This is a genomic window from Butyricicoccus sp. AM05-1 (genome assembly GCF_003474415.1).
GTDB classification, from domain to species: domain Bacteria; phylum Bacillota; class Clostridia; order Oscillospirales; family Butyricicoccaceae; genus Agathobaculum; species Agathobaculum butyriciproducens.
Genome location: NZ_QUDG01000004.1, coordinates 199,796 through 225,058, shown reverse-complemented (window position 1 = coordinate 225,058; position 25,263 = coordinate 199,796). Strand labels below are relative to the sequence as shown.

The 25,263-nt window shown below is 48.8% G+C and carries 12 protein-coding genes and 1 riboswitch; of the genes, 3 read left to right on the top strand and 9 right to left on the bottom strand.

Annotated features, from left to right (window positions below; translation table 11 throughout):
• Positions 1–10 precede the first annotated feature (10 nt).
• A complete protein-coding gene (locus tag DW088_RS08255) occupies positions 11–1,144 on the top strand; it encodes a hypothetical protein (RefSeq protein WP_118360359.1) in 1,134 nt (377 codons plus the stop codon).
• A 257-nt stretch (positions 1,145–1,401) separates the two neighbouring features.
• Here DW088_RS08255 and DW088_RS08250 read toward each other — a convergent pair whose 3' ends face one another.
• From DW088_RS08250 to DW088_RS08225, 6 genes are all read right to left on the bottom strand, one after another.
• The gene (locus tag DW088_RS08250) at positions 1,402–2,115 is read right to left on the bottom strand and encodes a hypothetical protein (RefSeq protein ID WP_110436382.1); all 714 of its coding nucleotides are present in this window, start codon (positions 2,113–2,115) and stop codon (positions 1,402–1,404) included.
• An 8-nt stretch (positions 2,116–2,123) separates the two neighbouring features.
• Complete coding sequence (locus tag DW088_RS08245) at positions 2,124–3,566, bottom strand: DUF4474 domain-containing protein (protein WP_158574642.1); 1,443 nt, start codon at positions 3,564–3,566, stop codon at positions 2,124–2,126.
• 235 nt (positions 3,567–3,801) lie between these two features.
• Complete coding sequence (locus DW088_RS08240; protein WP_117492824.1) at positions 3,802–4,203, bottom strand: hypothetical protein; 402 nt, start codon at positions 4,201–4,203, stop codon at positions 3,802–3,804.
• A gap of 1 nt (position 4,204) precedes the next feature.
• Positions 4,205–4,627, bottom strand: a complete 423-nt coding sequence (locus tag DW088_RS08235) for a hypothetical protein (RefSeq protein WP_117492822.1) — start codon at positions 4,625–4,627, stop codon at positions 4,205–4,207.
• Between the two features lie 72 nt (positions 4,628–4,699).
• Positions 4,700–11,398, bottom strand: a complete 6,699-nt coding sequence (locus DW088_RS08230; protein ID WP_118360357.1) for an RHS repeat-associated core domain-containing protein — start codon at positions 11,396–11,398, stop codon at positions 4,700–4,702.
• Between the two features lie 49 nt (positions 11,399–11,447).
• Positions 11,448–13,454: an S-layer homology domain-containing protein gene (locus DW088_RS08225; RefSeq protein WP_118286302.1), complete on the bottom strand. Its 2,007-nt coding sequence runs from the start codon at positions 13,452–13,454 to the stop codon at positions 11,448–11,450.
• A gap of 104 nt (positions 13,455–13,558) precedes the next feature.
• Positions 13,559–13,650, bottom strand: a riboswitch (cyclic di-GMP riboswitch).
• A gap of 812 nt (positions 13,651–14,462) precedes the next feature.
• Here DW088_RS08225 and DW088_RS15860 point away from each other — a divergent pair.
• Positions 14,463–14,654 carry a helix-turn-helix domain-containing protein gene (locus DW088_RS15860; protein ID WP_158574641.1) on the top strand — a complete coding sequence of 64 codons (192 nt, stop codon included), beginning with the start codon at positions 14,463–14,465 and terminating at the stop codon, positions 14,652–14,654.
• 82 nt (positions 14,655–14,736) lie between these two features.
• On the top strand, positions 14,737–15,921 hold the full coding sequence (locus DW088_RS08220; protein ID WP_118285582.1) for a tyrosine-type recombinase/integrase: 1,185 nt from the start codon (positions 14,737–14,739) through the stop codon (positions 15,919–15,921).
• Positions 15,922–16,348: 427 nt separating this feature from the next.
• Here DW088_RS08220 and DW088_RS08215 read toward each other — a convergent pair whose 3' ends face one another.
• From DW088_RS08215 to DW088_RS08205, 3 genes are all read right to left on the bottom strand, one after another.
• Positions 16,349–18,145, bottom strand: a complete 1,797-nt coding sequence (locus DW088_RS08215; protein WP_110436375.1) for a sensor domain-containing diguanylate cyclase — start codon at positions 18,143–18,145, stop codon at positions 16,349–16,351.
• Positions 18,146–18,470: 325 nt separating this feature from the next.
• Positions 18,471–21,626, bottom strand: coding sequence for an S-layer homology domain-containing protein (locus DW088_RS08210; protein WP_118360355.1), 3,156 nt, complete (start codon positions 21,624–21,626; stop codon positions 18,471–18,473).
• Between the two features lie 58 nt (positions 21,627–21,684).
• The gene (locus DW088_RS08205) at positions 21,685–25,260 is read right to left on the bottom strand and encodes an S-layer homology domain-containing protein (protein WP_118360354.1); all 3,576 of its coding nucleotides are present in this window, start codon (positions 25,258–25,260) and stop codon (positions 21,685–21,687) included.
• Positions 25,261–25,263: the final 3 nt, after the last annotated feature.

Genomic DNA, 25,263 nt, shown 5'->3' with positions numbered 1-25,263 from the left:
ACCAAAGAATATGAACAAACGCACTATGTTTATGATTGGCGTTGTTAGCGCTGCGCTTCTCACGAGTGCTGGCGCGGTGAACGCAACCCCGACCAAGAATACAATCTATGTAGACGGCACAAAGGTTAACGGCGCCGCTTACATGATTAACAATAACAATTACTTCAAACTCAGGGATGTTGCGGCGATGGTCAACGGAAGCACAAAACAGTTTGAAGTGTCTTGGAATGAGACGAATAAGCGGATCGATCTCACGACCAACAAGGCATACACCGTTGTTGGCGGCGAAATGGCGCTTCCTTCTAGCGCAGTGAAAACTGCCAAGGAATCGAAGGCATCCGTATTTAAGGATGGAAATAAGGCTGATTACACAGGATACAACATCTCCGATAACAACTATTACAAGCTGCGTGATCTTTGTAAGGATATGAACATCGGCGTCAAGTTCGATCTCGCAACCAATCGAGTCGACATTCTGACGACTGTAGGTTACGGTGAAGAGGATAACGCGGGTAATACCACGAAACCCACGACACCGACTGAGCCGACAAATCCCGTAACGCCTACGGAACCCACGGCGCCGACAACGCCCTCCACCAGCGATAAAATCGGCCCCAGTGATATTGATTATCGTGCGGCAGGTGATGAGGGAATTAAGAGCGTCGTTCTGTCAGCGTATGATCCTCATTATATTTATTATCCGTCTTACGGAAAGTATAGCGCAGACTATCAGAACCTGTTGGACACCTGCGGTGAGGAAATCGTGACCAAGACAGTAAGTTACTATACCTACTGCTCTCAAACCGATCAAAAGTCTGTGCTTGCAGGATATCCCATTCAGATTCTGGTCAAAGATGAACGTCTGAATAAGGAAACGAGAGTATGTGCAATGACTTATTACGTTTCCAAGCCTGAAGGCGAGATTACTATAAAAATGCCAAAGAGCACATACGAACGCGCTCTTTCTGGAGAAACGGGAGTATTCCGAGTGCTTGGTACGTTTATCGAGAGAAACAATTCCCATGCACTGATCAACGGGCAGGAATATCAGATCAATCCAGTTAACTTCTCTAAATCAGACTTCCGTTCCGAAAATCCCACTGCCATGGAAATGACCTTAATGCCGAAGTCTAGGAATAATTGAAAAAACAAACACCTACTCAGCCAATGCAAGCATTGGCTGAGTTTTTTATAGTTCTTTGATAGCAAGCGCAAAGTCCATCAAAATGCTGCAGGAGATTGAGAAAATGAAAGGTCGGGATTTCGTGCAGCAGCTTTTGGACGGCACGGTTCTGAACGAAAAGCATAGGAAGATTGTCGCGCAGGTGACGAGCGGATTGGAGTAAAAGAACAGCCACCGGAGAAAATTCTCTGGTGGCTGTTTGCTTAAAAAGTCGAATATTATGGTTCAATTTCGTGAAAATGTAATGTGTTTACAGTATTATCAAAAAAGTCTGCATAATCAGAATTTATGACGGCTGTAAACGAATCAAATTGTGGTTCAACCGAACAGGTAAACATCGTGCAAGCCTTTTCACGATCATCCCATTGTTGACGCTCTGCCGAACTCATATTCTCTACATCAGTAACAGAAAATTGTTCCCATGCCTTTTCATATTGTTGCCGTAATTCAGCATTTTCAACTGTCATAAGGCTACAATTAACACTCACTATTACGGGTATAGAAGTATCATTTATGTTGAGGTTTCCATTAGCTTCATAATAGTTTTCTGTGGAACACAGAGAGAACGAAAAACTTAATTCATCGCACGAATAAGTTGTAGATTCTAAAAGTAAACCTTTCACTTTCCATGCGTCATGTTTTTCTTTGACAACCTCTACATCATATAAATCCGTATCATTTATCATGTATTGAAACGACATAATACCCGATTTACCTGATTGATTGACTTCACCCTCACCGCTTCCGCCAACAAATGTGACTGTGTAATCTGAACCATATCTTGCAGTCAAGAAGGAATTATCCGTCATATACTCATCGGCCACGGTTTGGTCAGTTGCCAATATTCCCGAAGGAACCGATAGTTTACCGGCAGAACATCCCGATAATATTCCTACTAAAGTAGATAACAGCAATAAAAGCACCTTCTTCAAGAATAAATTCACCTCCACGAAAAAGATTCCACTTTGTTATTCGACTTACGATTCATAATTTTATATCCGCCATACTTACTTTTCCAATAAAGTTTCTCATCGTAAGCACTACGCATTGTACTATTGGGGAATGTTAGTGTAACATCCATAATAATATTTTCTTTCTTGACAGAATTAAGTTTGAAGACTGTTAGCCACCAATGCCCCGACGAGGAACGGGAAGCAAAAGCACTGGTAGTATACGAATCACCGCCATTTTTCTTCTGTACCACTTCTCTAAATGCAATGCTCATACCAATGTATTCGCTAGAATACGCTGCTCGATACCATGCAACATTTTTAGATAACGGTTCAGTATTTTTTATCATGGAAAACAATTTATCAAATGCTTCTGTTCCAGTAAACACTGCACCATCGCATCGCATCTTTTGAAAATATTGACTAAGTGACATCGTACCATCTAAAACATATAGACCAACTTCGCCGCCAGCAGTAGGACCATATTCGCCCTTCCAACATTCCACACGCCATGTTTTGTTGTTATATTGGAATATACAGGACAAAAAATTAATATTGATACCTGGAACAATATTCATATACTTGTCGAAAAGGTCCATATAGCCAAATGTCCGCTGCCAACCATATTCAGAAGAATAAAAATATTGTCCACCATACGAGTATTCAAAACCAAATTTTTGAGCTACCGAATCAATTGTAGCAGATATGCTGGGGCGTTTGCTTGTTTTTAGATACTTATCTACAATCCAACCCGTTTTACCTTTATATTGAACTTTAGCCCAATTATAATTGTTATTGTTTTTCTTCTCGTTTAAATATGTAACAGCAGTATTATATTGCAATGTCGCGAGAACATTATATGATGTACCTGCGCCACTACGCATATAGACATTATCAGTAGCAACATATCGCGTATTCGATGATGCAAGTCCAGCCCAATCAGAATAATTAACCACATTATTCCCGCAATACCCATACCAATTCTCGCCGTCCTTGATGGGGTCTTCCTGCGTGAACCTGTGGTCGGCAGGGTCGTAGAAACGATTCTGCGCGAAATACAGGTCAAGCACTTCGTCCCAAGTGTAGCCGGTGTAATTGTTAGAGTTATCAATACCGCTGAAATTCGTATCTGTGTAAGTTTCGGTCAGCGGATTGCCCCACGGGTCATAGATCGTGTGCGAGATCACCTTGCCGTTTTCGTCTACAGCAAACAGCGTACTGCCAAGGTGGCTAGTGCGATACCATACCTTGCGTACATCGTTTGCTGCAAAGTCACTTTGCAGGTTTTCGCCGCCCTCGCCGCGCTTCGTGCCAGCTGCATAGCCATACTCTGCGGAGATTCGGGTGCTGTTCTCATCGTACACATAACGCTGCGTAAAGCTACCGTCCTCTGTTACCAGTATATCATGGTTGGCCGTAGAAAGATAGTCCACAGCATAGTTCTCTGATAATATTCGCAAAGTCCATCAAAATGCTGCAAGAGATTGAGAAAAGGAAAGGTCGGGATTTTGTGCAGCAGCTTTTGGGCGGCACGGTGCTGAACGAAAAGCATAGGAAGATTGTTGCACAGGTGACGAGTGAATGGAAGTAAAAGAACAGCCACCGGAGAAAATTCTCCGGTGGCTGTAAAATAATCATTTATTGCTAGATATGGGATTGCATATAGCCTTAGCAAATCAACGTCCTAACAGTCTCGTAAAACTCAATTCCAACTTTTCGTTGCAATTTCTTATCGTACTGAGTGACACGCATACAAATCTCCTTTCGATATGGATTTTCTGCATCTTCTATCCAATCGACTATTTCCACTTCCATTTGAATAGAGTTTGCAAACTCTTCAACATCTTCCGTATCTGCGTTAGGTTTCAGCCTCAAAATTTCTTGAACCAAGTCTTCCCTATCAAAGGAATATGAAATCTCCTTTGGATGATCAATATCCCAATGAACACCGACAAAAGAGGACACATCAATTTTCGGTGTGAGTATATGAATTGCAGTCAACACTAACGCAATAAAGGCCATAAGTAGTATTGTACGTATAAAATATTTTGCATATTGTGCTGCTTTCATATCAATCTATCGAATTTATATTAGGCGGTACTGTGCTAACAATATCAATACGAAAATCCTCTGTTGTCATAATATAATGAAGGTACTCTTTGTTTTCATATGCATTCGACTGAAACATATCTACTTCTTTCGCTCGATGTGCTAAATCCGATTCATCGGTTATATAAAATCCAATACACGGTGGGGTCGCTCCTGATTGCTGTATATAATCATCGTCCATATCTTGAGTAACTAAATCACTTCCTAAATTATATTCAAACTTCGCAATCTCAACATTTAAGTGGAAATGAATTTGATATTTCTTATCGCTTAGTGATCGCAAGTCAATCAAAAGTCCATTCTCATTCCACGAATATCCATCAAGCATCATGGTATCGTGATATTTTTCGTATTCTTGTTTGAAATATAACCATTCTTTGAACATACTATCGTACCTCTGATTTTTAATTTATGTGAGCATAGATAAATTTATCTATGCTCACATATTCCGTGATTCTTAATACCTTATTTTAATTTTTCCCTGTTGCAAACACCAACGACTTTCCGTGCTACTCCAATGAAGGTTGTATGTGGTTCCATTAGCACCAGTGCCAATATAGGTTGTTTTACCCTTGCTATTGATACTTGTCTTAATGTGTGACAAATTCAAAGAATCAAAGTCTTTTTTAGCCGTAGAGAAACCTTTAGAATTATTTCTTTCATACATGATGTGGTTGCCCTTGGTTTCGTTTCTTTTGGTGCACTTCGACAAGATTTCATTCCATTTTTTCGTTAGCTTCTCACAATCTAATTTGTGATAATAGCTGAAATTATAGGAATCGCCACCAAAGCTATCTGCTGCTGCAACAGCAATAGATATTCCCGCACCTGCGGTAATGACGCCATCAGCTGTTAATGCAGCGCCAACACCCATAATTGCAACACCAATTCCTGTAGGTGCTGTGGCAGTACCAATACCTGCCATACCTCCACCAACAAACATTTCAAAAATAGACTTTGCACTTAGACCAATTCCTGCGGCAGCAACAATGCCATCGCCTATCATTCTTCCTAAGTAGTAAGAATCTTTGAATTTAGACCGATTAAGAAAATACGAATTGATTTTACTACTATTGGTAAGATTTGATTTTAATTCCTGTTGTGTAGGTAGAGCAATGGATATTCGGCGAGTATTCACCAGAGCTTTTAACAAATCAGTTTGCTTTCCAGCCATATTGATAAAAGCAGACGCAACCATGCCACGGACTACATCTTGTCTTCGAGTAGAGTCTGTAAAATGCATTGTATAACTTTTAACAGTTGCTATTATAGACTGTACTCGCTCTTTAATCCATGTTTTTGCTTTATTTAATTGCTCGGTTGTCCAGTTCTTTGCAGATGTTCCCCATTTTTTAATTTGCGCACTGGCGTCAGACCAAATAGAAGTTCCGAAAGGATCGACACCATTGATAGGATTATTCCCGCAATACGCATACCAATTCTCGCCGTCCTTGATGGGGTCTTCCTGCGTGAACCTGTGGTCGGCAGGGTCGTAGAAACGATTCTGCGCGAAATACAGGTCAAGCACTTCGTCCCAAGTGTAGCCGGTGTAATTGTTAGAGTTATCAATACCGCTGAAATTCGTATCTGTGTAAGTTTCGGTCAGCGGATTGCCCCACGGGTCATAGATCGTGTGCGAGATTACCTTGCCGTTTTCGTCTACGGCAAACAGCGTACTGCCAAGGTGGCTGGTGCGATACCACACCTTGCGTACATCGTTTGCAGCAAAGTCACTTTGCAGGTTTTCGCCGCCTTCGCCGCGCTTCGTGCCGACTGCATAGCCATACTCTGCGGAGATTCGGGTGCTGTTCTCATCGTACACATAGCGCTGTGTAAAGCTGCCGTCCTCTGTTACCAGTATATCACGGTTAGCCGCAGAAAGATAGTCTACAACATAGTTCTTTGTTACGGTTTCAAAGTTGCTCTGGAAGGTCGTGCCTACCTCGGTTTCCCATGTGCGCTGCCAGAAAAAGCGTCCGTCCATCAAGAAGTCCAGATAATCGGTGCCATGCGAGCCGTCCTTCAAGTCGGAGTTTGCATGGCCGGCATTCTTGTTGTCACGCACTTGTACATTTTTAATGCGTGCATTGAGCGCATTGTAAGTGTAGGTGCTGCTCTGGCCGTCCTCGGTCTTGCCGGTTTTCAGCTTGTTCTGTGCCGTGTAGGTATATTCGGTCGCGCCGTCCGGTGCAGCCTTCTTAATCAGATTGCCCGCCGCGTCATAGGTATAAGTGGTCGTACCGTCCTTGCCGGTCTTGCTAACCAGACGGTTTTGCAGATCGTAGGTGTAAGTGTTCGTACCATCGGAAAGCAGATTGCCCGCGAGGTCGTAGGAATACTTCGTATTCTTGCCCTCGATATTGGTGCGGATAAGCTGATTGGCCTTATCGTAGTAGTAGCGTACCAACTCGTCCTTCTTGTCAATGTCTACACCGGAACGGTTTTCACTTACGATATTGCCCGCATCATCGTAGGTATACGCAGTCTGACGGCGTGTGCTGTTGCTCTTGGTGACTTCCTTTTGCAGCGTCAGCAGACCGGCGGCGTTATAATCATACTCGGTCGTGCTGCCGTCGCTGTGGCCTTCCTTGATTGTGCGTCCTTCCGCGTCGCGCGTGTAGGTAATGCCTGTGCCGTCATGGTCGGTCTGGGACTTCACATTGCCGAGACTATCATACGCGGTCGTAACAGCCTTGCCGTCGGGGTAGGTGATGGACAGACGGTTGCTTGCCGCGTCGTAGGTGTACGCCGTGGTCGTGCCGTCCTCATTTGTGACAGCGGTGGTGCGGGAAAGCGCGTCGAACGCAAATGCTACCGTGCCGTTTCCATCCTTGGCCGAGGTCATGTTGCCCGCCTTGTCATAGGCAAAGGTCGCAGTACCATCCGCGTCCTTGCGGGAAACCATGCGATACAACTTGTCGTAGGTGTACGCGGTCTGCTTGCCGTTTTCGTCAACCTGCGTCAGCACATTGCCTTCCTTGTCATGCGTGTAGGTAGTCACGCTGCCCAGCGGAGAGGTTTCGGTCAGCAGATTGCCCGCTGCATCATAGGCATAAGTGGTCGCGGCCTTCTCGTCACCGCCGCCGTACATCGTCGTGCCTGCGGTGTTGCCAAACGAATCATACCGGTACTCGAACATACCGCCTTCGGCGTTGGTCTTGGAAACAAGACGATTCAAGCCGTCATAGGTGTATATGGTCTTGTTCTTGTTGCCGTCGATCACCGCCGTCTGGTTGCCTGCAAGGTCGTATTCGTACTCGGTTGCATGGTTAAGCTGGTTGGTTTCCTTGACCTGCCGATTCATGCAGTCATACGCATACTTCACCCATTCGTTGTTGCGGTTGGTGTACTGAATGAGATTGTTGTTCGCATCATACTGATAAACGGCATACGCATTATTCGCGTCGGTTTCCTTGCGGAGATTACCGGCTGCATCATAGGTGTAGGTAGTCGTTGCACCCAGCTTGTCCGTAGTTGCTGCTACTCTGCCGCGTGTGTCGTAGGTGTTGGTAACAACACCGGAAAGCGCGTCGGTTTCGGTCAGTACATTGCCGTTCTTATCGTAGGTGTAGGTCGTTGCATTGCCGTTTTCATCGGTTGCAGAAACGACACGACCCAGCGCGTCATAAGCAGACGAGGACACGCCGCCTTCTGCGTCTGTGGTCTTGAGCAGGTTATAGTTTTTGTCGTAGGTGTACTGTGTTGCATTGCCTTCACGGTCAGTGGAAACCAGTACATTGCCTACGCCGTCATATTGCTTTGTTCCCGCATTACCCAGTCCGTCAATCGTTTTTATCACACGATACGCACCGTCGTACTCGCTCTTTGCGATTACTGTTCCGTCCTTGGTGACAGAAACCGTGTTGCCTACCTTGTCGTAGCCGTATTCGGTCACAACACCTACTGCGTTGGTTTCGGTATGCGTTCTGCCGAGTGCGTCATAGGTGTACTTGGTTGCATTGCCGTTCTGGTCGGTTACTTCGCTGACATTTCCGAGCGCATTGTAGGTATAGTGGGTTTCGCCGCCGTCCGCATAGGTGATAACAGTAATCTGGTCTTTGCGGTTGTACTGATACGAAGTTTTGTTGCCTTTCGGGTCAGTGACGGTGAGTTGGTTGCCGTTCGCATCATAGGTGGTAGCAGTCTTACCGCCGAGTTCGTCATAGCTTTCTGTCGTGCGTCCCAGCGCGTCATACACCGTGCGGGTCTTGCTGCCGTCTGCGTTAATCTGCTCTACGGCGCGTCCCAGCAGGTCATAGATATACTTTGTCACATTGCCTTCGGGGTCGGTAACACTAAGCTGATTGCCCGCAAGGTCGTAGGTGTACGCGGTAACGCCGCCGAGTGCGTCCGTTTCGGTCAGCAGCCGTCCTACCTTGTCGTAAGTGTAGGTGGTTTCGTTGCCTTCGCCGTCAATCTGCTTTACCGCTGCATTGATGGCGTTGTACTCGGTCTTGGTTTCATTGCCGTTTGCGTCCGTTGTGACAAGCAGATTGCCAACAGGGTCATAGGTATAGGTTGTCTTGTTGCCTGCACCGTCGGTTTCAGTCTTGGTTCGTCCGAGCGCGTCATAGGTGTAGGTTTTCTTGTTGCCTTCTGCGTCGGTTTCCGAAACCGTGCGTCCCATGCTGTCATACGCATAGATCGTTTCGCCGTCCAGCGCGTCAATCGTCTTTGCTACACGGTCGAGCGCGTCATATTCATAGGTAGTCGCATTGCCTTCCGCGTCCGTAGTCTGGATAAGCAGGCCGCGATCGTTGTAGGTGTAGCGGGTTTCGTTGCCCTCTGCGTCTGTTACCGATACAAGCTGTGCGGTATCCTTGTCATATTCATAGGTGGTTTCATTGCCGTTCGCGTCCGTGCGTTTGAGCGGTTCGCCGTTCGTGCCGTATTCGGTCGTTACCGTGCCGCAGAGCGCGTCCTTGGTCGAGGTGGTAAAGCCGTTGGCATTGTACTCATACGAGGTTTCGCCGCCCAGCGCGTCTACGGTTTTCAGCAGCTTGCCCGCCTTGGAGTAGGTATGCTTGGTCGTTGCGGTAGCCGTATCACTCACCTTGGTATGCTCTGCAACGATGCGGCCTACGGCATCGTATTCAAAGCTGGTAACACCGCCCTCAGCGTCGGTGACAGAAAGCTGCCGTCCCTTATCGTCATACGCATAGGTGGTCTGATTGCCGAGTGCGTCCGTAACCGTAATCGGCAGACCGAGTGCATTATAGGTGTACGAAGTGGTATGTCCGTTCTTGTCGCGGAACTCGGTCAAGCTGTGTCCGGAGTAGGTATAGGTTTCCGTATTGCCGAGCGCGTCCGTGATGGACGCAATATCGCCGCCCGCCGTATAAGTCAGCGTCATAGTGGTATTATCCGCATAGCGAACCTTCGTCACATTGCCGCTGCTGTCGTACTCGTATGCGGTTGCACCATTCAGACGGTCGCTTGCAGAGTTGGCGCGATAATCGCCGTCATAGGTGTTGTTGGTGGTGTACTCCGTGCCGTCGATAACTGTTCCGATTTTCTGGATGTTACGGTGATTATCGTAGTAGTAGCGTGTTTCCAGACCGTTTGCGTCTACACAGGTCGTAACACGCGCGTCATCGTCATAGGAAACGGTAGAAACAGTGGGAATGTCCGCATTGATAAAGGTCTGCTTTACCACACGGCCTATGCCGTCATACTCGTTCTCAATATAGACTTCGCCTTCAAAGTCGGTAGCACTGTTCAGATAGCCGTTGCCATCGTAGGTATAATGCAGCGTATCACCGTCTGCATTGGTAACGCCGGTCAGAAAATCGCCGTCATGCTCATACGATACGGTGCGGCCTGCGTTATCGGTCACGGACGAAATATGTCCGTTCGACCATGCCAGCGTATAGCTGCCTGCAATGCCGTCAATTCCGGTCAGTTCATCGCCGTTGTAGGTAAGCTGTGCTACCGGCGTACCATCGGGATTATAGACGGTTTGCAGCTTGCCGCTCTTGCCATCATTCGAGAAAATGAACGCTGCGCCGTCCTCGTGCGTCATGCGGTAGCTGCCGTCTGCTTCATTTTCCAGAACAAAGCCGCTGTCTGCCAGAGAATCATAGCCGCCGCCACGGAGCGTAAGGAAGATTTGCTCCTCACCGCCGGGCATTGTCACACGGATAATACCACGGTCATTGATGAGCGAATAATCGTAACTGTGCGTAAAGCCAGTACCCAGCGCACCCTTGTTGTAGCGCGAGTTGTAAACACGAAGGAAGGTCAGCGGGATAATGCCTTCCAGCTTCAAGTCCTCGTACATGAAGTTGTACGCACCTGTTACCATGTTTACAGGGTCAAGGTTCTGGTAGTCCAGCACCAAGCCTTCCAGTTCGGGGAAACCGGTCAATTCATTGCACGCCAGACTGCCGCTGACAAACTGCTCGTACAGTTTCTTGCGTACTTCATCGGACAAACTGCCTTTCAGCATGAGGAACGCCGCCGTGCCATCTTCACCGACAACATAATCACGGTAGTCTACCAGCAGTTCGGTACTGACAGCAAACTTTTTCTTGCCGTTCTCCTGCTTCTGCGGCCAAGTATAGTTCTGACCGTGCGTGTGGCTATCATCACTGTCGGTACACTCAACATTCTTATCCGGTCTGCCGAGCGGTTCAATTTCTACGGTCAGATAAAACACATCTTCATCGAGGTTCGGACCGATAATCGGAATACCATTGAGAGAGCCGTCCCATATAAGCGTGTGCTTCATCATGGCTACCGGCTCAATATCTTCACCGGCAAAGTTCTTGTCTGCTTGATAAATGCCGTCCTCGGACAGTTTTACCAAACCGCCGTCCGTTTTGGTTGCCGGTGTGTAGGGCGATACCATAGTGTCCGGTGAATCTTCGGGAAGCCATGCTTTAACATCGTTTGCACCGGAGAGCAGGTAATTCTCTACAATCGAGCCGACAAATTCTTTCTTCAATCCATCGTCCGAAGGACTGCGGACATAGACATTGATATTCACATACTGTGTAAGCTGATACCCAAATTCCAGTTCCAGATAACCGGTATGCGGGTCGAATGTGCCGCCTTTGATTTCTGCTGCCTGTGCGTCGATGATTGGCACGAATCCAATCACCATGCAAAAGCACAGGAACAGAGAAACTACTCTGCGGACTAATGCTTTCTTCATAAGTTTACCTCCAACTATTCAGGAGTTCTTCCGTTTCTAATTCTTTCTATCAGTGCTTGTGCGTGATAGCGGCTTCCATGATGTTGCCATACGCCCAGTTGCTCTGGCTGACATCGGGGAACGGACAAGCCATGCTGTGCAGTTCGGTTGCCGTTTCATAGTTTCTGCCGAGCATACGGTTTATCATCGTTACGGTTTCAGCGCGGGTGATGTACTGCTCCGGTCGGAAGGTGCCGTCCGTATAGCCGCTGATTAAGCCGTACTGCACCGCTTGACGAATATAGCTGCTGTACCATTTGCCGTCTGCCACATCAGAGAAGGTCTTGGTACTGCTGGTCATAATCAAGCCTTCCTTTGCTGCGATACGCGACAAGGCCGTTGCCATCTCGGCACGAGTGATTGCAGATTCCGGTTTGAACACGCCGCCGTTATAGCCTACCATGTAGCCTTCCTTGGACGCTGCTTCAACCCAGCGATACGACCAGCGGTTATTGGCAACATCGGTATACGAGGATTGCTCCGGTTCGGCAGTTTCCTTTTCCAGCGCGTCAATCAGCATTTTCGCGGTCTGTTCGCGGGTGATATTGCGTTCGGCATGGAACATACCATCGGTAAAGCCGTTGATATACAGCTTGTGTTCTACCTTGGGCGTTGCAGGTGTGCCGCCGCCACCGCCGCCGATACCGCCGCCGCCACCGCTGGTAACATCGGTAGTGAGGGTCAGCTTTACCTTGGAATATTCAGAGCCGGTGTTGTCCTTGATTTGGATTGTGATACTGAAATTCGTATTCAGCGGAATATCCGTCAAAGCCTTCACATAGATACCGCTGCTATCCGCAGTAACCTGCACCTTGGTATCATCAAAGGTCACAACATACTCGTCCGGTCTAAGCAGCACCTTTGCCGTGCTGCCGGTAGTCAGCGACTTGTTCAGCAGCAGCGCATACAGATTTACCGTGCCGTCCTTGCTGACCGTAACCGTGGAACGAGTGCCGGTAAGCTGGTGCTGTTCGCTTGCCGCACCATCGGTAAAGTTTCCGGTGTTGTTCGGCATATCCTTCAAGACAGCGCCGGTCATGTAGTTATTGTTCAGATACACCTTTGCACCTGCGTCATGCCGTGCTTTGAGCGTAGCAGGAACAAAACCGCGCAGATAAGTGTTTTCCAAATGAATCTCGGTCAACGCGGTATGCGTAAATGCGTCCGGTAATACACCGCGCAGAGGATTCGTGTCCAGCGCGAGATATTGCAGGTCTGCCAGATTAGCAATACCGGCAGAGATTTCGCCTTCCAGCTTGTTTTCGGACAGGTCTAAAATCTGCAAACCGGAAAGCGTGTACAGTGTTTCGGGAATCGTGCCGGTCAATCCGCACTGCCACGCCGAAAGCGAGATAAGATTAGTTAGCGCGGACAGGTCGGGAATCGTACCGCCGATAGCATTTTCCGAAAGGTTCAAGTATTTCAGACTGCTCATACCGGCAACTGCCGCAGGAAAACCGCCGGTCAACTGATTTCCCATGAGGTTCAGCACCTCAATCTGGGTATTGCTCAAAATCGTGTCCGGTATCGTACCAGTGTACTGGTTATCTTTGAGAACCAGCGTTTTCAATGCGGGCATTGTACCAAACTCGGAAGGAATCGCACCTGCATAATCATTGCCGCCCAAGTCTACATTTTGCAGTTTCGGGAGCGTATAGAGCGCAGACGGAATATCTCCGCTCAAATGATTATCCGAGAGGAACAGATACCGCAATTCACTAAGTTCCCCGATTGCAGCCGGTATATGTCCGGTGATGTTCTGACCTTTTAGACCAATGCTCTTGATTTCCACAAGGTCTTCCGCTCCGGTGATGGTATCCAGTGTGCGCTGCTGGGCGTTCAGCAAACGCTCAATCTCATTGATGAACCATGTCTGTCCATCACAGGCGGCAATAAATCGTTTGGCATATTCCGTCTGTGGGTTTGGCGTAAAGTCTACTGCGCCTGCCGTGAGTGGTGCGTATAGCTGCAACAGCAAGGCTATTACAAGCAATACGCTGATTCGTGTGCGTTTCATTTTTCGATCGCTCCCTTTCTTTTGCGCCCAAACAGTTAAAAAAGGGCGCAGTACCGCATGGATAGTAGTCCACACAGTACTGCGCCCGTAATGCGGGGACTGGTTTAGGTAACTGGCTGTCATGCGATTGCTGGACAATCGTTTAGATCCTATAGCTTTGCGCCGCAGAGTTTCCTCTGTTTTGCCATTTCTGCCATTCTCCTAAGAGTTTGGGTTATTTTGCTATTCAAATTATACTAAGTTACTGGGTGTTTGTCAATTATTACTTTGTCAATTTCGACAAAAATATTTTTATACTTAAACAAGTACTTGTTTAAAATTGTGTACTGCTTACGTCGGAGAGGGTCTATTGTTATAGACTTCAAAGTTTTTTTCTCTGCGCTCGCCGCCGCGAGAATGGTGAGGGGGTGCTGCGGCTGTGGGTAACTGCCGCAAGGGAGTTATCCATCAACCGCAGCAGGGGGAGAGGAAAGACGCGGGCGGCGCGGATTTCGTTCCTCTCCCCTCACCTCAAAAGCGGTTTTTACCGGCGTTTTGATAAGATATTAGCATATCGCACAAAAACTGAAGTTGAATCTTGTGCATGATTAAAAATATTTTTCAGGGGCTATTCCATTGACCACATTTCGGCGTTATAGTAAAAGAGGAAATATTTCCAATGTCCTTTGACAACCGCATACTCAGGCATCAGGTACAAATTCGGCGCGGAGAGCTGCAGCGGAAAGCTGTGAACTGTGGGTGGCTCCTATCATGGCAATGACCCGCGCGGAAGATAATGATACTCCCGACCAGTCACCGTCCGAGCGTGAAAACGTCGCAGGCAATGAGGTCGGACAACGGATAGGTGAAATTCCTGTGGAATCGGTACGCCGCCGATCGCTTGGTGCTTCCCGCAGTCGGGGGTGAGGCCGAATAGACTGACAGTAACAGTATAAATCATTATAAAACCGGAAGAATACCGCTTCTTTGCGTGTATTCTTCCGGTTTCGCACTTCATGGAGGTTTTACATGTCATTTGATTACGAAATTTTATCACAGAATGATCTGCTGGAACTGTTTCCGTTCGGCCGGTCAAAACTCAACGCCTTACTGCGGGCCGGTGTTCTGCCCGTCACCAAAGTTGGACGTGATTACATCACCATTCGAGCAGAACTTGACCGCTGGTTCGCGGCCAATCGCGGACGTGAAATCTTCTATTAACCAGACGTTGCGAACCATGCAGAGTATGGCGTATAATAACAATGTTAGCTGTTGTAGCTGCCGCACCGGGTCAGGAGCGAAAATGAGCAATACAACAGAAAAAGTAACGAAAACGAATCGTCATTACGGGGAGGGCAGTATTTATCAGCACAAAGATGGCCGCTGGGTAGCAAAATACCGCGATGAAGCCATGGCGAAACCGCAGTACCTTTATGGTTCGACCGAAGCTGAGGTTCGCCGCAAGCTGCGGGATTGGAAAAAGCAGACGGCACGCGGTCTGACTGCGTGCAAGAAAGTGTTTTTTCGTGATTATGCAGATAACTGGTTTTACACGTTCAAGCAGCACTCTGTCGAAAACAGCAGTTTTGACCGTTACGAAAGCATTTATTTGCATCATATCAAGCCTGTATTGGGCGATATTCAGATTGCGTCTATCCGCAGTGAGGAGATTCAGAATCTGCTGGTTGCGAAAAGCAAAACGCTTTCGTACAGTGTAGTGAAGAAGATCAATTTCCTTTTGTCGGAACTGTTTCAGTATGCTCATTCCGAGGGCGATATTGCGAAGAATCCCATGCGCAATGTGAAGATGCCGAAAAAGACGCTGTTCAAACCGGAACGCGAAATCATCGCGCTGGAAAGCGAGGAAGTGCGGGCGTTGGAGCAGGTAGCAGTAATGAAGCGAAAGAACGGTCTGCCGTTGATTACGCACGCGAATCTGATTGTGTTCCTCGTGCATACCGGTTTGCGCTGCGGTGAGTTGCAGGCTTTGAAATGGTCTGACATTGACTTTTGCAGTAAAACGGTTACAGTGAACAAGAACCTGTCTATGGTCTGCGACCGCGACCGAAACGGTGAACGGAAGAATCACAAAAAGGCGAAAATCAAGGGCACGAAAACGACAAGCGGCAACCGCATTGTTCCGCTGAACACAAAGGCGATTGCCGCTTTGAAAAACCTGCACACCATCTACCGCAAGAAAGGAATTTGCAGTCCGAATGTGGTAGCGTCGCTCAATGGCAATATGCTGTCTAACGACCAGTTGCAGCGTGTACTCCATCGTGTGCTGAAATATGCTGAAATCAGCAAGCCGTTCACGCTTCACCAGCTTCGTCACACCTTTGCAACACAGACACTTAACGCCGGTGTCCCGATTACCGTAGTAAGCAAGTGGCTCGGACACGCGAATGTATCTGTTACTTATAACACCTATATTCATGTGTTGGAATCCGTAGAAACTACGGCGGTAACGCTTCTCGAAGCTATCTAAAAATTTTCAAAGCCACTTTGGTATATATTCGGTATCACGACAAAGGGAAAATGCCGAAATTGTTAGATGTGGTGCGGGGTTTTAGTAAAAGAGGGATAGATCTGCGGTTTGATCGCTCACCAATACTGTGATATCGAAGTCTATGATGAAAACGCATAACTTCCCGTAACACGAAAACAGGCTGCTAAAAAGCAGCCTGTTTTTGTTCGTAACCGTCAAACATCCCCACAAAGAAAAGCGTGCGATGTGGATTTTTTGCTCAGAGAGACACTCAATGCGCCAGAACAGCTTAAGCAATATTGAAAGAAATCATTGCCGCCGACACTGACAAAGTAAGAATATGCAGCAATATAATCCGTTTTCCTGTTTTCGTGTATTATTTGAATTGCTATCCTTCGATAGCATGCTTAATGTCGCTGTTGTTATTTTATCGATTATTTCCAAACTGGCGAAGGAAGTCTTCCGGCAGCATGGGTTTACCAATCTTATAGCCTTGCAGCTTATCACATCCGAGTTTTTTCAGTAATTCGATCTGGCTGTCTGTTTCGATACCCTCTGCCACACAGCGCATATTCAAATCGTGGCACAGGTCGACAACATGTTTGATGACAAGCTGTTCACGGTCGATGTGTTCAGCCTTGTCGATCAAACCTTTATCAATTTTTGCAACGCTGATCTGCGGCAGATAAAGCATTTCAAGGCAGGAAGCCTCGGTGCCAAGGTCATCAATTGCCAGCGAAATACCTCGTTGTTTCACTTCATCCAACAGACTGTACAGGGATTCCAGCTGAATGTTTTGCGAAGATTCCGTGATCTCAAAGATAAGCTGCGCCGGGTCAGCACCGGTCTCGGAAAGAATTTGATCGATCCGCTCCAGAAAGTCTGGCTCCATCAGTGTGTTGCGTGAAAAGTTTACATTGAGCACAATATCCGGCCATACCGGTTTCCATTTCTGGATCAGTTCGCAGGCTTGCCGCAGCATTGTGAAGTCCACCATAGAGATCATGTGCTCACGCTCCATAACGTCAATGAATTCCACGGGTGCCTGGATATTACCATGCGGATCGATTTTACGGACGAGAACTTCTGCACCGTAAACACGGTTATACTGGATACTGTAAAGCGGCTGCAAATATGGGATAAAGGTGCTGTCCCGAAACTCCTGCAATAGTGCGTCCAGATAGCCGGGGCGACTATCTTTTAATTCGGCATTTGCGGCGTAGAACTTATTCTTTGCTGTCTGCATTGCTTTCTCTGCCTTGCGAACGGCAATACCCGTATCTTCTTCTTTTCCCCATACAAAACCAAACGATGCAATGTTTTTCTCGTCAAACAGCGCCGCCTCCAGTTTTTTTGCGGCGCTCATAAAAACCTTATAATCAACATCTGGCCAGATCATAACGAACTCATCGCCGCTGATGCGGTAGATATACTGCTGTTCGATGTGCTCGTTGAGAATAGTGCAAATCTTTTGGATCACTTTGTTGCCCATGTCATGACCGAGCGTATCGTTGATCCATTTCATCCCATTGATGTCCAAAAATCCTACGCCTACCGGAAACTCCTTTCCGCGCAAATGATCCAACATCTCGTCATAGGCCAAGCGGTTGTTTAGACCGGTCAGCGGGTCCTGATAGCTTTTTTTCGTCAGTGCTTCTGTAAGCAGGCGCTTTTGCAGCTCGTTTGCAATGATATAAGTAAGCTGCGTTAACAACGTCAGCGCATCCATGTGGCTACGGGGATTATCGATTCCAAGAAAGCCGTGCAGTTTGCCATTTATAAAAATGGGAACGGCAATAAGACTCTTGATCCCCTGCGGATGCAGGCAATCATACTCAAGGCGGTGGGTAGGATCATCCTTGAGTGCATCAACATCTCCGATAAAGATGATGGTATTCTGTTCCTGGTCCTCAAAACTATCCACCCATCGTGCTACTACATCAACGGGCACTGTCTGCAGATTCTCAATCTGCGGAGAGATACCATCTCTGCAAATTTCGTAGGTATTCCGAGTAAGATTTTCCTTCCATTGAAATTCAAATATGTAGGTACGATCCGCATCGTAATATTCGAGGATAGTCGTCAGCCCAGAGTTGACCGCTGCTGTGAAGTCATCGTTCATGACAAGGTTTTCAATACAGTCAAGCAGCTTCTTTTCCACTGACAGATCGTTCCGTGCGCTATCCAGTTCTGTGGTCTGATTCAAATTTTTGTGAATATCCATATCTGCAATTTCCTTTGTCTATCTCTGTATCAATCAGTAAATCTTTCTTTGCGCGGAATATATGGTATCATTCTGAGAACCTTCTCCAAGCGCTCCACCAGTGGTCAAGCGCTTGGAGAAGGCTGGGGCAAATGCCCCAGCTTTCCGTGAAAAATAGGAATCGTTCGCAACATCCTTAACTCTGGCTGTGTCTTGAACGGGGAAAAACAACTCTACTCTCACTATGCCGCAAGCATAGTGAATGTATAGATATTTGCCGTCTTGGAGTAGCAGAGGGGATGTTGTCATTCTTTGAGAGCCACTGCTCCGAAAATTCCTTGTTGTATTACTGATACTGCTTCCAGTCAGGTACGCTCGTCAGCTTCGTCCAGCTTTCACCGACCTCGCCCTGACGGTTGAAGTCATGGCTGTTTGTGGCCTCCTGCACGGCGAGATAGTGCCAGTCGGACAGCTTGTTGTCCGGCCACGTTACCATGCTGTCCAGCAGGTCGCTTTCGCTCTGCGGCATACGGCAGAGCACGCGGTTGATCATCGTCATAGCCTCAGCGCGGGTGATGCGGGCGTCGGGGCGGAATGTGCCGTCCGGATAGCCCGAAATCCAGCCGAACGCAGCCGCTCTCTCGATCTCGTTTTCCGCCCAGTGACCGGAAATGTCGGAGAAGCTGCCGCTGTTCTCGACGGGTTTGGTGTTGAAGCGCGCACAGATCGCCGCAAACTCCGCACGGGTGATCGAGGCATCGGGGTCAAAGCGGTCCGCACGGCGGCCCTTGACGATGCCGAGTTTTGCCATCGTGGAAATCGCCTTGTTGTGCCACTGGCCGTCCGAAACATCGGAAAAATCGTTGTCAGCGGTCAGATTTCCGTCGCGAATGTCCGCTTTGAGCAGTCTGAAGAAGATTGTCGCCGTTTCCGCGCGGCTGATATTGCCCTTCGGGTGTACCTTGCCGTCCGGATAGCCGATGACATAGGCGAAATGGTCATCGCCGTTGAGCTTGTCCGGCACGCCGGTCGCCTCCCAGCCTGCGTAGACTGTCTTGTCGCCGTTCATCGTCACGCTTGTGATCTTCTGCGTCAGCGCCTTATCGGCGTACCAGCCGGTGAAGGTGTAACTCTCGCGGGTCGGGGTCTTATCGAGCGTCACCTTCGTGCCGGAAGAATAGCGCTCATCCTTGTAAGCCGTGCCGCCGTTCGACTCATAGTGCAGCGTATAGCGGGTCGAATGATGGGAGGAGGAGCTGTTTCGGGTGTTGGTAAAGGCCGCCGCTGCGGTGTCATCCTTGATGATACTGCCGCTGGCGTTGACAGACGTTGTGGTGTAGCCGTCCTTATCTGCCTCCGCCTCGGTTACGGTATAGGTGATTCCTGCAGGCAGACCGACAGCAGTCTTGCTCTCACCGTGCTTCAGAACGAAGGTTGCGACTCCATCGGCAAAAGTCATTTCACCAAATGTGCCGTTGATGCCGGTATCGCCGAGCGTCACGGTAAAGTTGAACGCCTTGGAGGTATCTCCGTTGTTTCCGGCTACGGTCTTGGCAACGGACAGATTGCCGTGCTCCGCCTTCCAGCGACCGTAAAGAACCGTATCCGTATTCAGAACCGTACCGTTCACATACGGCACTGTACATGTGGTATCCGTGTACCAGCCATCAAAGGTATATCCCTGGTGGGAATTCTGCTGTGCTTTCGCCGTATATGCTCTGCCGGTACGAATATAATCATTCGCAGGGGGTGTTACATCGGTGGGGTTATCCGTGCTGACCCACTGATACTGGATTTTAACAGCCGGTACGTAGGTCATCCAGTCGGTCTTTCCTGCCGCCTTGCTCTGTCCAATGGCCAGACCCTCCGGCATTTTCCAGCTCGGGACGAAAATACCGTCCGCATCGGCCGTCGCCGCCGCAGTTTCACCGCCTGCGTCCGTCGTATAACGAACAAGCTGCGTACCGATTTCGGTATTCTCTACCGTGCGATCCTCGCTGTGGATCTGAATCGGTTTCGCGGTGCTTGCGCCCGTATACTGGGAGATCACATTGATATAACGGCCTTCCTTGGGAATACTGCTGCCCTTTACCAGATAGACATCGTTATTCGTGCTGATCTCAGCATCATCCCCCAGATTGAAGGCAGTTCCTACATAAACACCGTCACCTCTGGTCGAAAGCCGTGCTTCCTCGGTCAGAGAATTGTTATTATCCTTGATGACACCGCCTGTCATGGTATAGGTGCCGCCACAAACACCGCCGCCTGCATTTGCAACATTGTTTTCAATGGAACCGTCGGTTTGTTTAGCAGCGGATGTTGGCCATAAGTATACGCCACCACCCTGCGAGGCTTTGTTTTCGGAAATTGTACCGCCGGAAATCGTTACATTCGTTGCGTCATACAGAAAAACACCGCCGCCGTAGCTTCGAGCGCTATTTCCCGTTAGCGTGCCGTCCTTGATATTCAGCTCAGTTACGCCGAAGAACGCTGCGACTGCGCCGCCGCTTCCACCTGTAACCTTATTGCCGGAAATTTCGCCGTTGTTAATATTGATGGTAATTTTCTTACTGTACTGCGGGAAGGTGACAACACCGCCGCCGTAGTCAAGTGCCTTATTTTCGGTGATTTTGCCGCCATTCATTTCAAAAGAGGCCGGTGTAGCTGTAAACAATGTATCGCCGCCACTTGAGTTGGCGTAATCCGCAACATAAACACCGGCACCGTAACTGCCCTGACCGGATGTCCGGTAGGTGCTGTTGTTGGAGATCGTACCATTGTTCATAACCATCGTTGAGCCGATGATCGCGACACCGCCTCCGCCATTCGCCGTATTGCCGCTGATCTCGCCGCCGTTCATGGTGAAGGTACTGCTGTTGCCAATCAGAATGCCGCCGCCCAATTCGTAGTTGCGGTTTGTATTGTTACGAATGATTGCGCCGTCTTCCATCGTTATGTTGACGCGGTTATTCGCCAAAATACCGGAACCAAACTGAGCCGCCTTATTGTTTTGTAAAATAGCACCGCTGTTCAGCACGATAGTGCCGCCGTTCGCCGCCTTGATGATCGAGTCGGTCTCCGCAGCGTGTGCTGCATCCACAGTACACTCTGCGCCATCAATCACAATGTTACTCAGTGTCAGCGAGGCAGACGCATCGGCGAGTTCGATCATATAGCCGCCGAGCCCATAGCGGTGCAGTGTCTTTCCGCCAAGGTCCCAAGTTTCTGTCCCTGTGACCTTATAAAAACTCGAAAGACAAATATCATTGATATTCTTTTCATTTGCAAGCTCGTTTGCCTTTTCGATGGTCTTTACAGCAGTCGTTTTGCTCAGTCCGTCATTATCATCTGCGCCATGCTGCTGGTCGAGATAAATGGCGGCTTCCGGGGTGGTCGAGTCACCTGTCTCCGTGCTCTCTCCGTCTGCCGCAAAAGCAGCAGTCGGAAGCATGGTCATGAGCATTATAACCGTCAAAATACTTGCAATAATTCTTTTATTCATAATGTCCTTTTCGAATAACGCTATTGTACTAAATTTCCTGTATATCGTTTTAACTTTTTTACTGATACCGCTTCCAGTCGGGGACGCTCGTCAGCTTCGTCCAGCTTTCGCCGACCTCGCCCTTACGGTCAAAGTCATGGCTGTTCGTGGCCTCCTGTACAGCGATGTAGTGCCAGTCGGACGGCTTGTTGTCCGGCCACGTTACCATGCTGTCCAGCAGGTCGCTTTTGCTCTGCGGCATACGGCAGAGCACGCGGTTGATCATGGTCATGGCTTCAGCGCGGGTGATGCGGGCGTCGGGGCGGAACGTGCCGTCCGGATAGCCCGAAATCCAGCCGAACGCCGCCGCTCTCTCGATCTCGTTTTCCGCCCAGTGACCGGAAATGTCGGAGAAGCTGCCGCTGTTCTCGACCGGTTTGGTGTTGAAGCGCGCACAGATTGCCGCAAACTCCGCACGGGTGATCGAGGCATCGGGGTCAAAGTTGTCCGCACGGCGGCCCTTGACGATACCGAGCTTTGCCATCGTGGAAATCGCCTTGTTGTGCCACTGGCCGTCCGAAACATCGGAAAATCCGTTGTCGGCGATCAGATTTCCGTCACGGATGTCGGATTTGAGCAGTCGGAAGAAGATCGTCGCGGTCTCAGCGCGGCTGACGTTCGCGTTCGGACGAACGTTGCCGTCCAAGTAGCCAATCACATAGGCGTAGTGGTCATCGCCGTTGAGCTTGTCCGGTACGCCGGTAGCCTCCCAGCCTGCGTAGACCGTCTTGTTGCTGTTCATCGTCACGGTTGTGATCTTCTGCGTCAGTGCCTGGTCCGCATACCAGCCGGTAAAGGTATAGCTCTCGCGGGTCGGGGTCTTATCGAGTGTCACCTTCGTGCCGGAAGAATAGCGCTCATCCTTGTAAGCTGTGCCGCCGTTCGACTCATAGTGCAGCGTATAGCGGGTCGAATGATGGGAGGAGGAACTGTTCTTTGCCCACTGTGCGGTATAAACGGCATTGTCCGTTACCGTTGCAGCTACGGACGGCTCCCAGCCGGTAAAGGTGTAGCCGCTGCGGGTCGGTGTACCGGAAAAAGCCGGTGTTGTATCGCCGACGTGCAGATCAGCGGTCGTCTGATCGGCAAAGACAGTGCCATCCACGCCGTCCTTGTAGGTTACGGAATAAGTCGTGCTGTCCTTCCACTGGGCATAAACCGTAATATTGCTGGTCACATCGGTCGCAGCAGTAAAGGCATCGCCCGAACCGTCTGCCTTAGTATTCCAGCCCGTGAATATGTAGCCGCTGCGGGTCGGATTGGTCGTCGGCAGGTCAAAATGGTTTGCACTGCCTGCAACCTTCTCCTGCGACATAATACGCGGAGAGGCTTCGGTGTCGCCGCCGTTCTTATCGAAGATGACGCGGATACCGTTTGCCACCTGCCACATATAGTAATTGTTCGAGCCATCGGCATCGGCCATGCGCTTGAGGAACCAGCCGTCTTCCACGGCATCGGCATTGCCCAGTACAAACACATTCTGCGCGGGAGAATCGGTGTTTTTCTCGGAAAGAATGTAGTTGTCACCAAGTGCAGGCTTTTTCAGAGTCTGCCAGTCAGCGGGGTCCATCGTGTTGACCGTGGTGGTGCCGGTGGAAAGACCGCCGATTTTCAACGGGATATCAGCAGCTGTGTAATTCGTCACGACTGCCGGTAAGCGCAGCTCTGCGTTTGTGCCTGCATAGTTCCCGCCAAACTCAGACGGCTTCATCAACGCCATCATGCCACAGGAATTCACATCACCAGCAACATGAGTTGAACCGTGACCAATATATTTACCGCTTTTCCCAACTGCCATCGTCCCTGCAATCGTGACATCATAGGCCGCTGCTCTCGAGCTGTTGATAAAAAGCTGTTCCCATGTACCGTTTACGACCACATTGCCAGACAGTTCCATATCGTCTAAATCATCGGTTTTGAGAATACTGCCTTCGTCAACTGTCAAACTGCCTGTGAGCCATAAGCCGTTTAATTTCACATCAGAATTGTTGGTCACACGGGTATGCGTAGATGATTGAATAAACGGAATTGTTGCAGTACAGTCGGTCAGCGTAACAGCTACATTCTTCGGGGTTTTGTCATAATTAGAAGTAGAAAGTACGCCAGTACGGATTTTGGGACTGCCGGTAATCGTGATCTGTGAATCCTCGTTGACCGTTTTGCCATTGGTCAACCGAACGATATTTACATCGCCGCCATCCACATTGATGGCGCATTTACCATTGATTATACTTCTGTAATTTGCATAAATATCGCCCTCATCGTAATCCGGGTCCTCATAATAGTAGTTCTTCAGCTCAACATTCGTGGCGTTGATGGTCACATCGCCGCCGACCGTCGAAGAATCCGATGCACCGGTGATATTTTCCACATGAGAACCATGAGCATTGATAGTAATGCTACCACCAACATTGCCACGGATGGCGCCATAGATTTCAGGAATATCATACCACTTGTCGTGATCAGTCGTAGGGTCTACACCCTTATCCCAGCTCCAGACATTCTCATAGGTGTCGATTGTAATGTTGCCGCCTACCGTATAATTGCCCTCAACACCGGGATAGGTTGCAAAGCGGTTGCCTGCGCCGACAATCGGCCAGTTGCTACCTAACCGCAGAATCCGATCGGTATTCTCATAATCAGGATTGCCTGCGATAATATGCAAATCGCCGCGAATGATGGATTTCTCCAGCGGCTCCTCCGTACCGGCAATGCCCACTACACTGCCTGCACGAACATCCAGAGTAACATTCCCCTTCATTTCGCAGCCGTATGTGCCTTCAATTGAGGGAGACGCGGTAGCGGTACTATTTTTGTTGTCATAAATCAGCGTAGCATTGCCGCCGACATAGACATCGGGCACGTTCCTGCCATCGCCGCTGCTGCCGTCGCCCTTCATGCAGCCGGGGTTCAGATGGTTGCCGCTCTGCATTTGAATATCGCCCGTGATTTCCAAATAGGTATCTCCCTCAACGGAGCCTTGATAGGAGCCGCCGATCACGTCGTGCAAACCACTCGAAGAAGTCGGGTTGATATAACCGGTTGCCGCAATCACAACATAGGTGCTGGCTACCGTTTTTTTGTAACCGCCGCCGTAGAGCGTTTCACTCAAATGGATCTGACCGTTTTCGGTGAAAATCGTCCGATAACCGTTGCAGAACAGTCTGCTGCCGGTCACATCAACATTATCAAAGGTGCAGTCACCGGTCAGAATACCACGACTCGCCATATTAAGCTTAAACAGATTGCCTGCCGTGCTGCAAACGGTGATATGCTTGCCGTTTGCGCCGAAGGACGCAACATTGCTTTCTGCCGGAGCATTGACATCCGCTTTCAGTACGATCATAGCTTCACCAGACTCCGATACCGCAATCTGCGTTAGCGCGTTGCTGAGTTCAGCTGTAGTAGATACTTCATAGCTTGGCGCGGTGACAGTCGACTGCTCCGCATCCTCCTCTGATTGAGGTAGGATCGTTTGGGTTTCACCGGTGTCAGGCGCTTCAGCATTCGTATCATCCGCCGCAAATGCGGCTGTTGGCAATGATGTGAGCAGCATTGCCGCTACTAACAGCCCTGATAGGATTCGTTTTTTCATAAA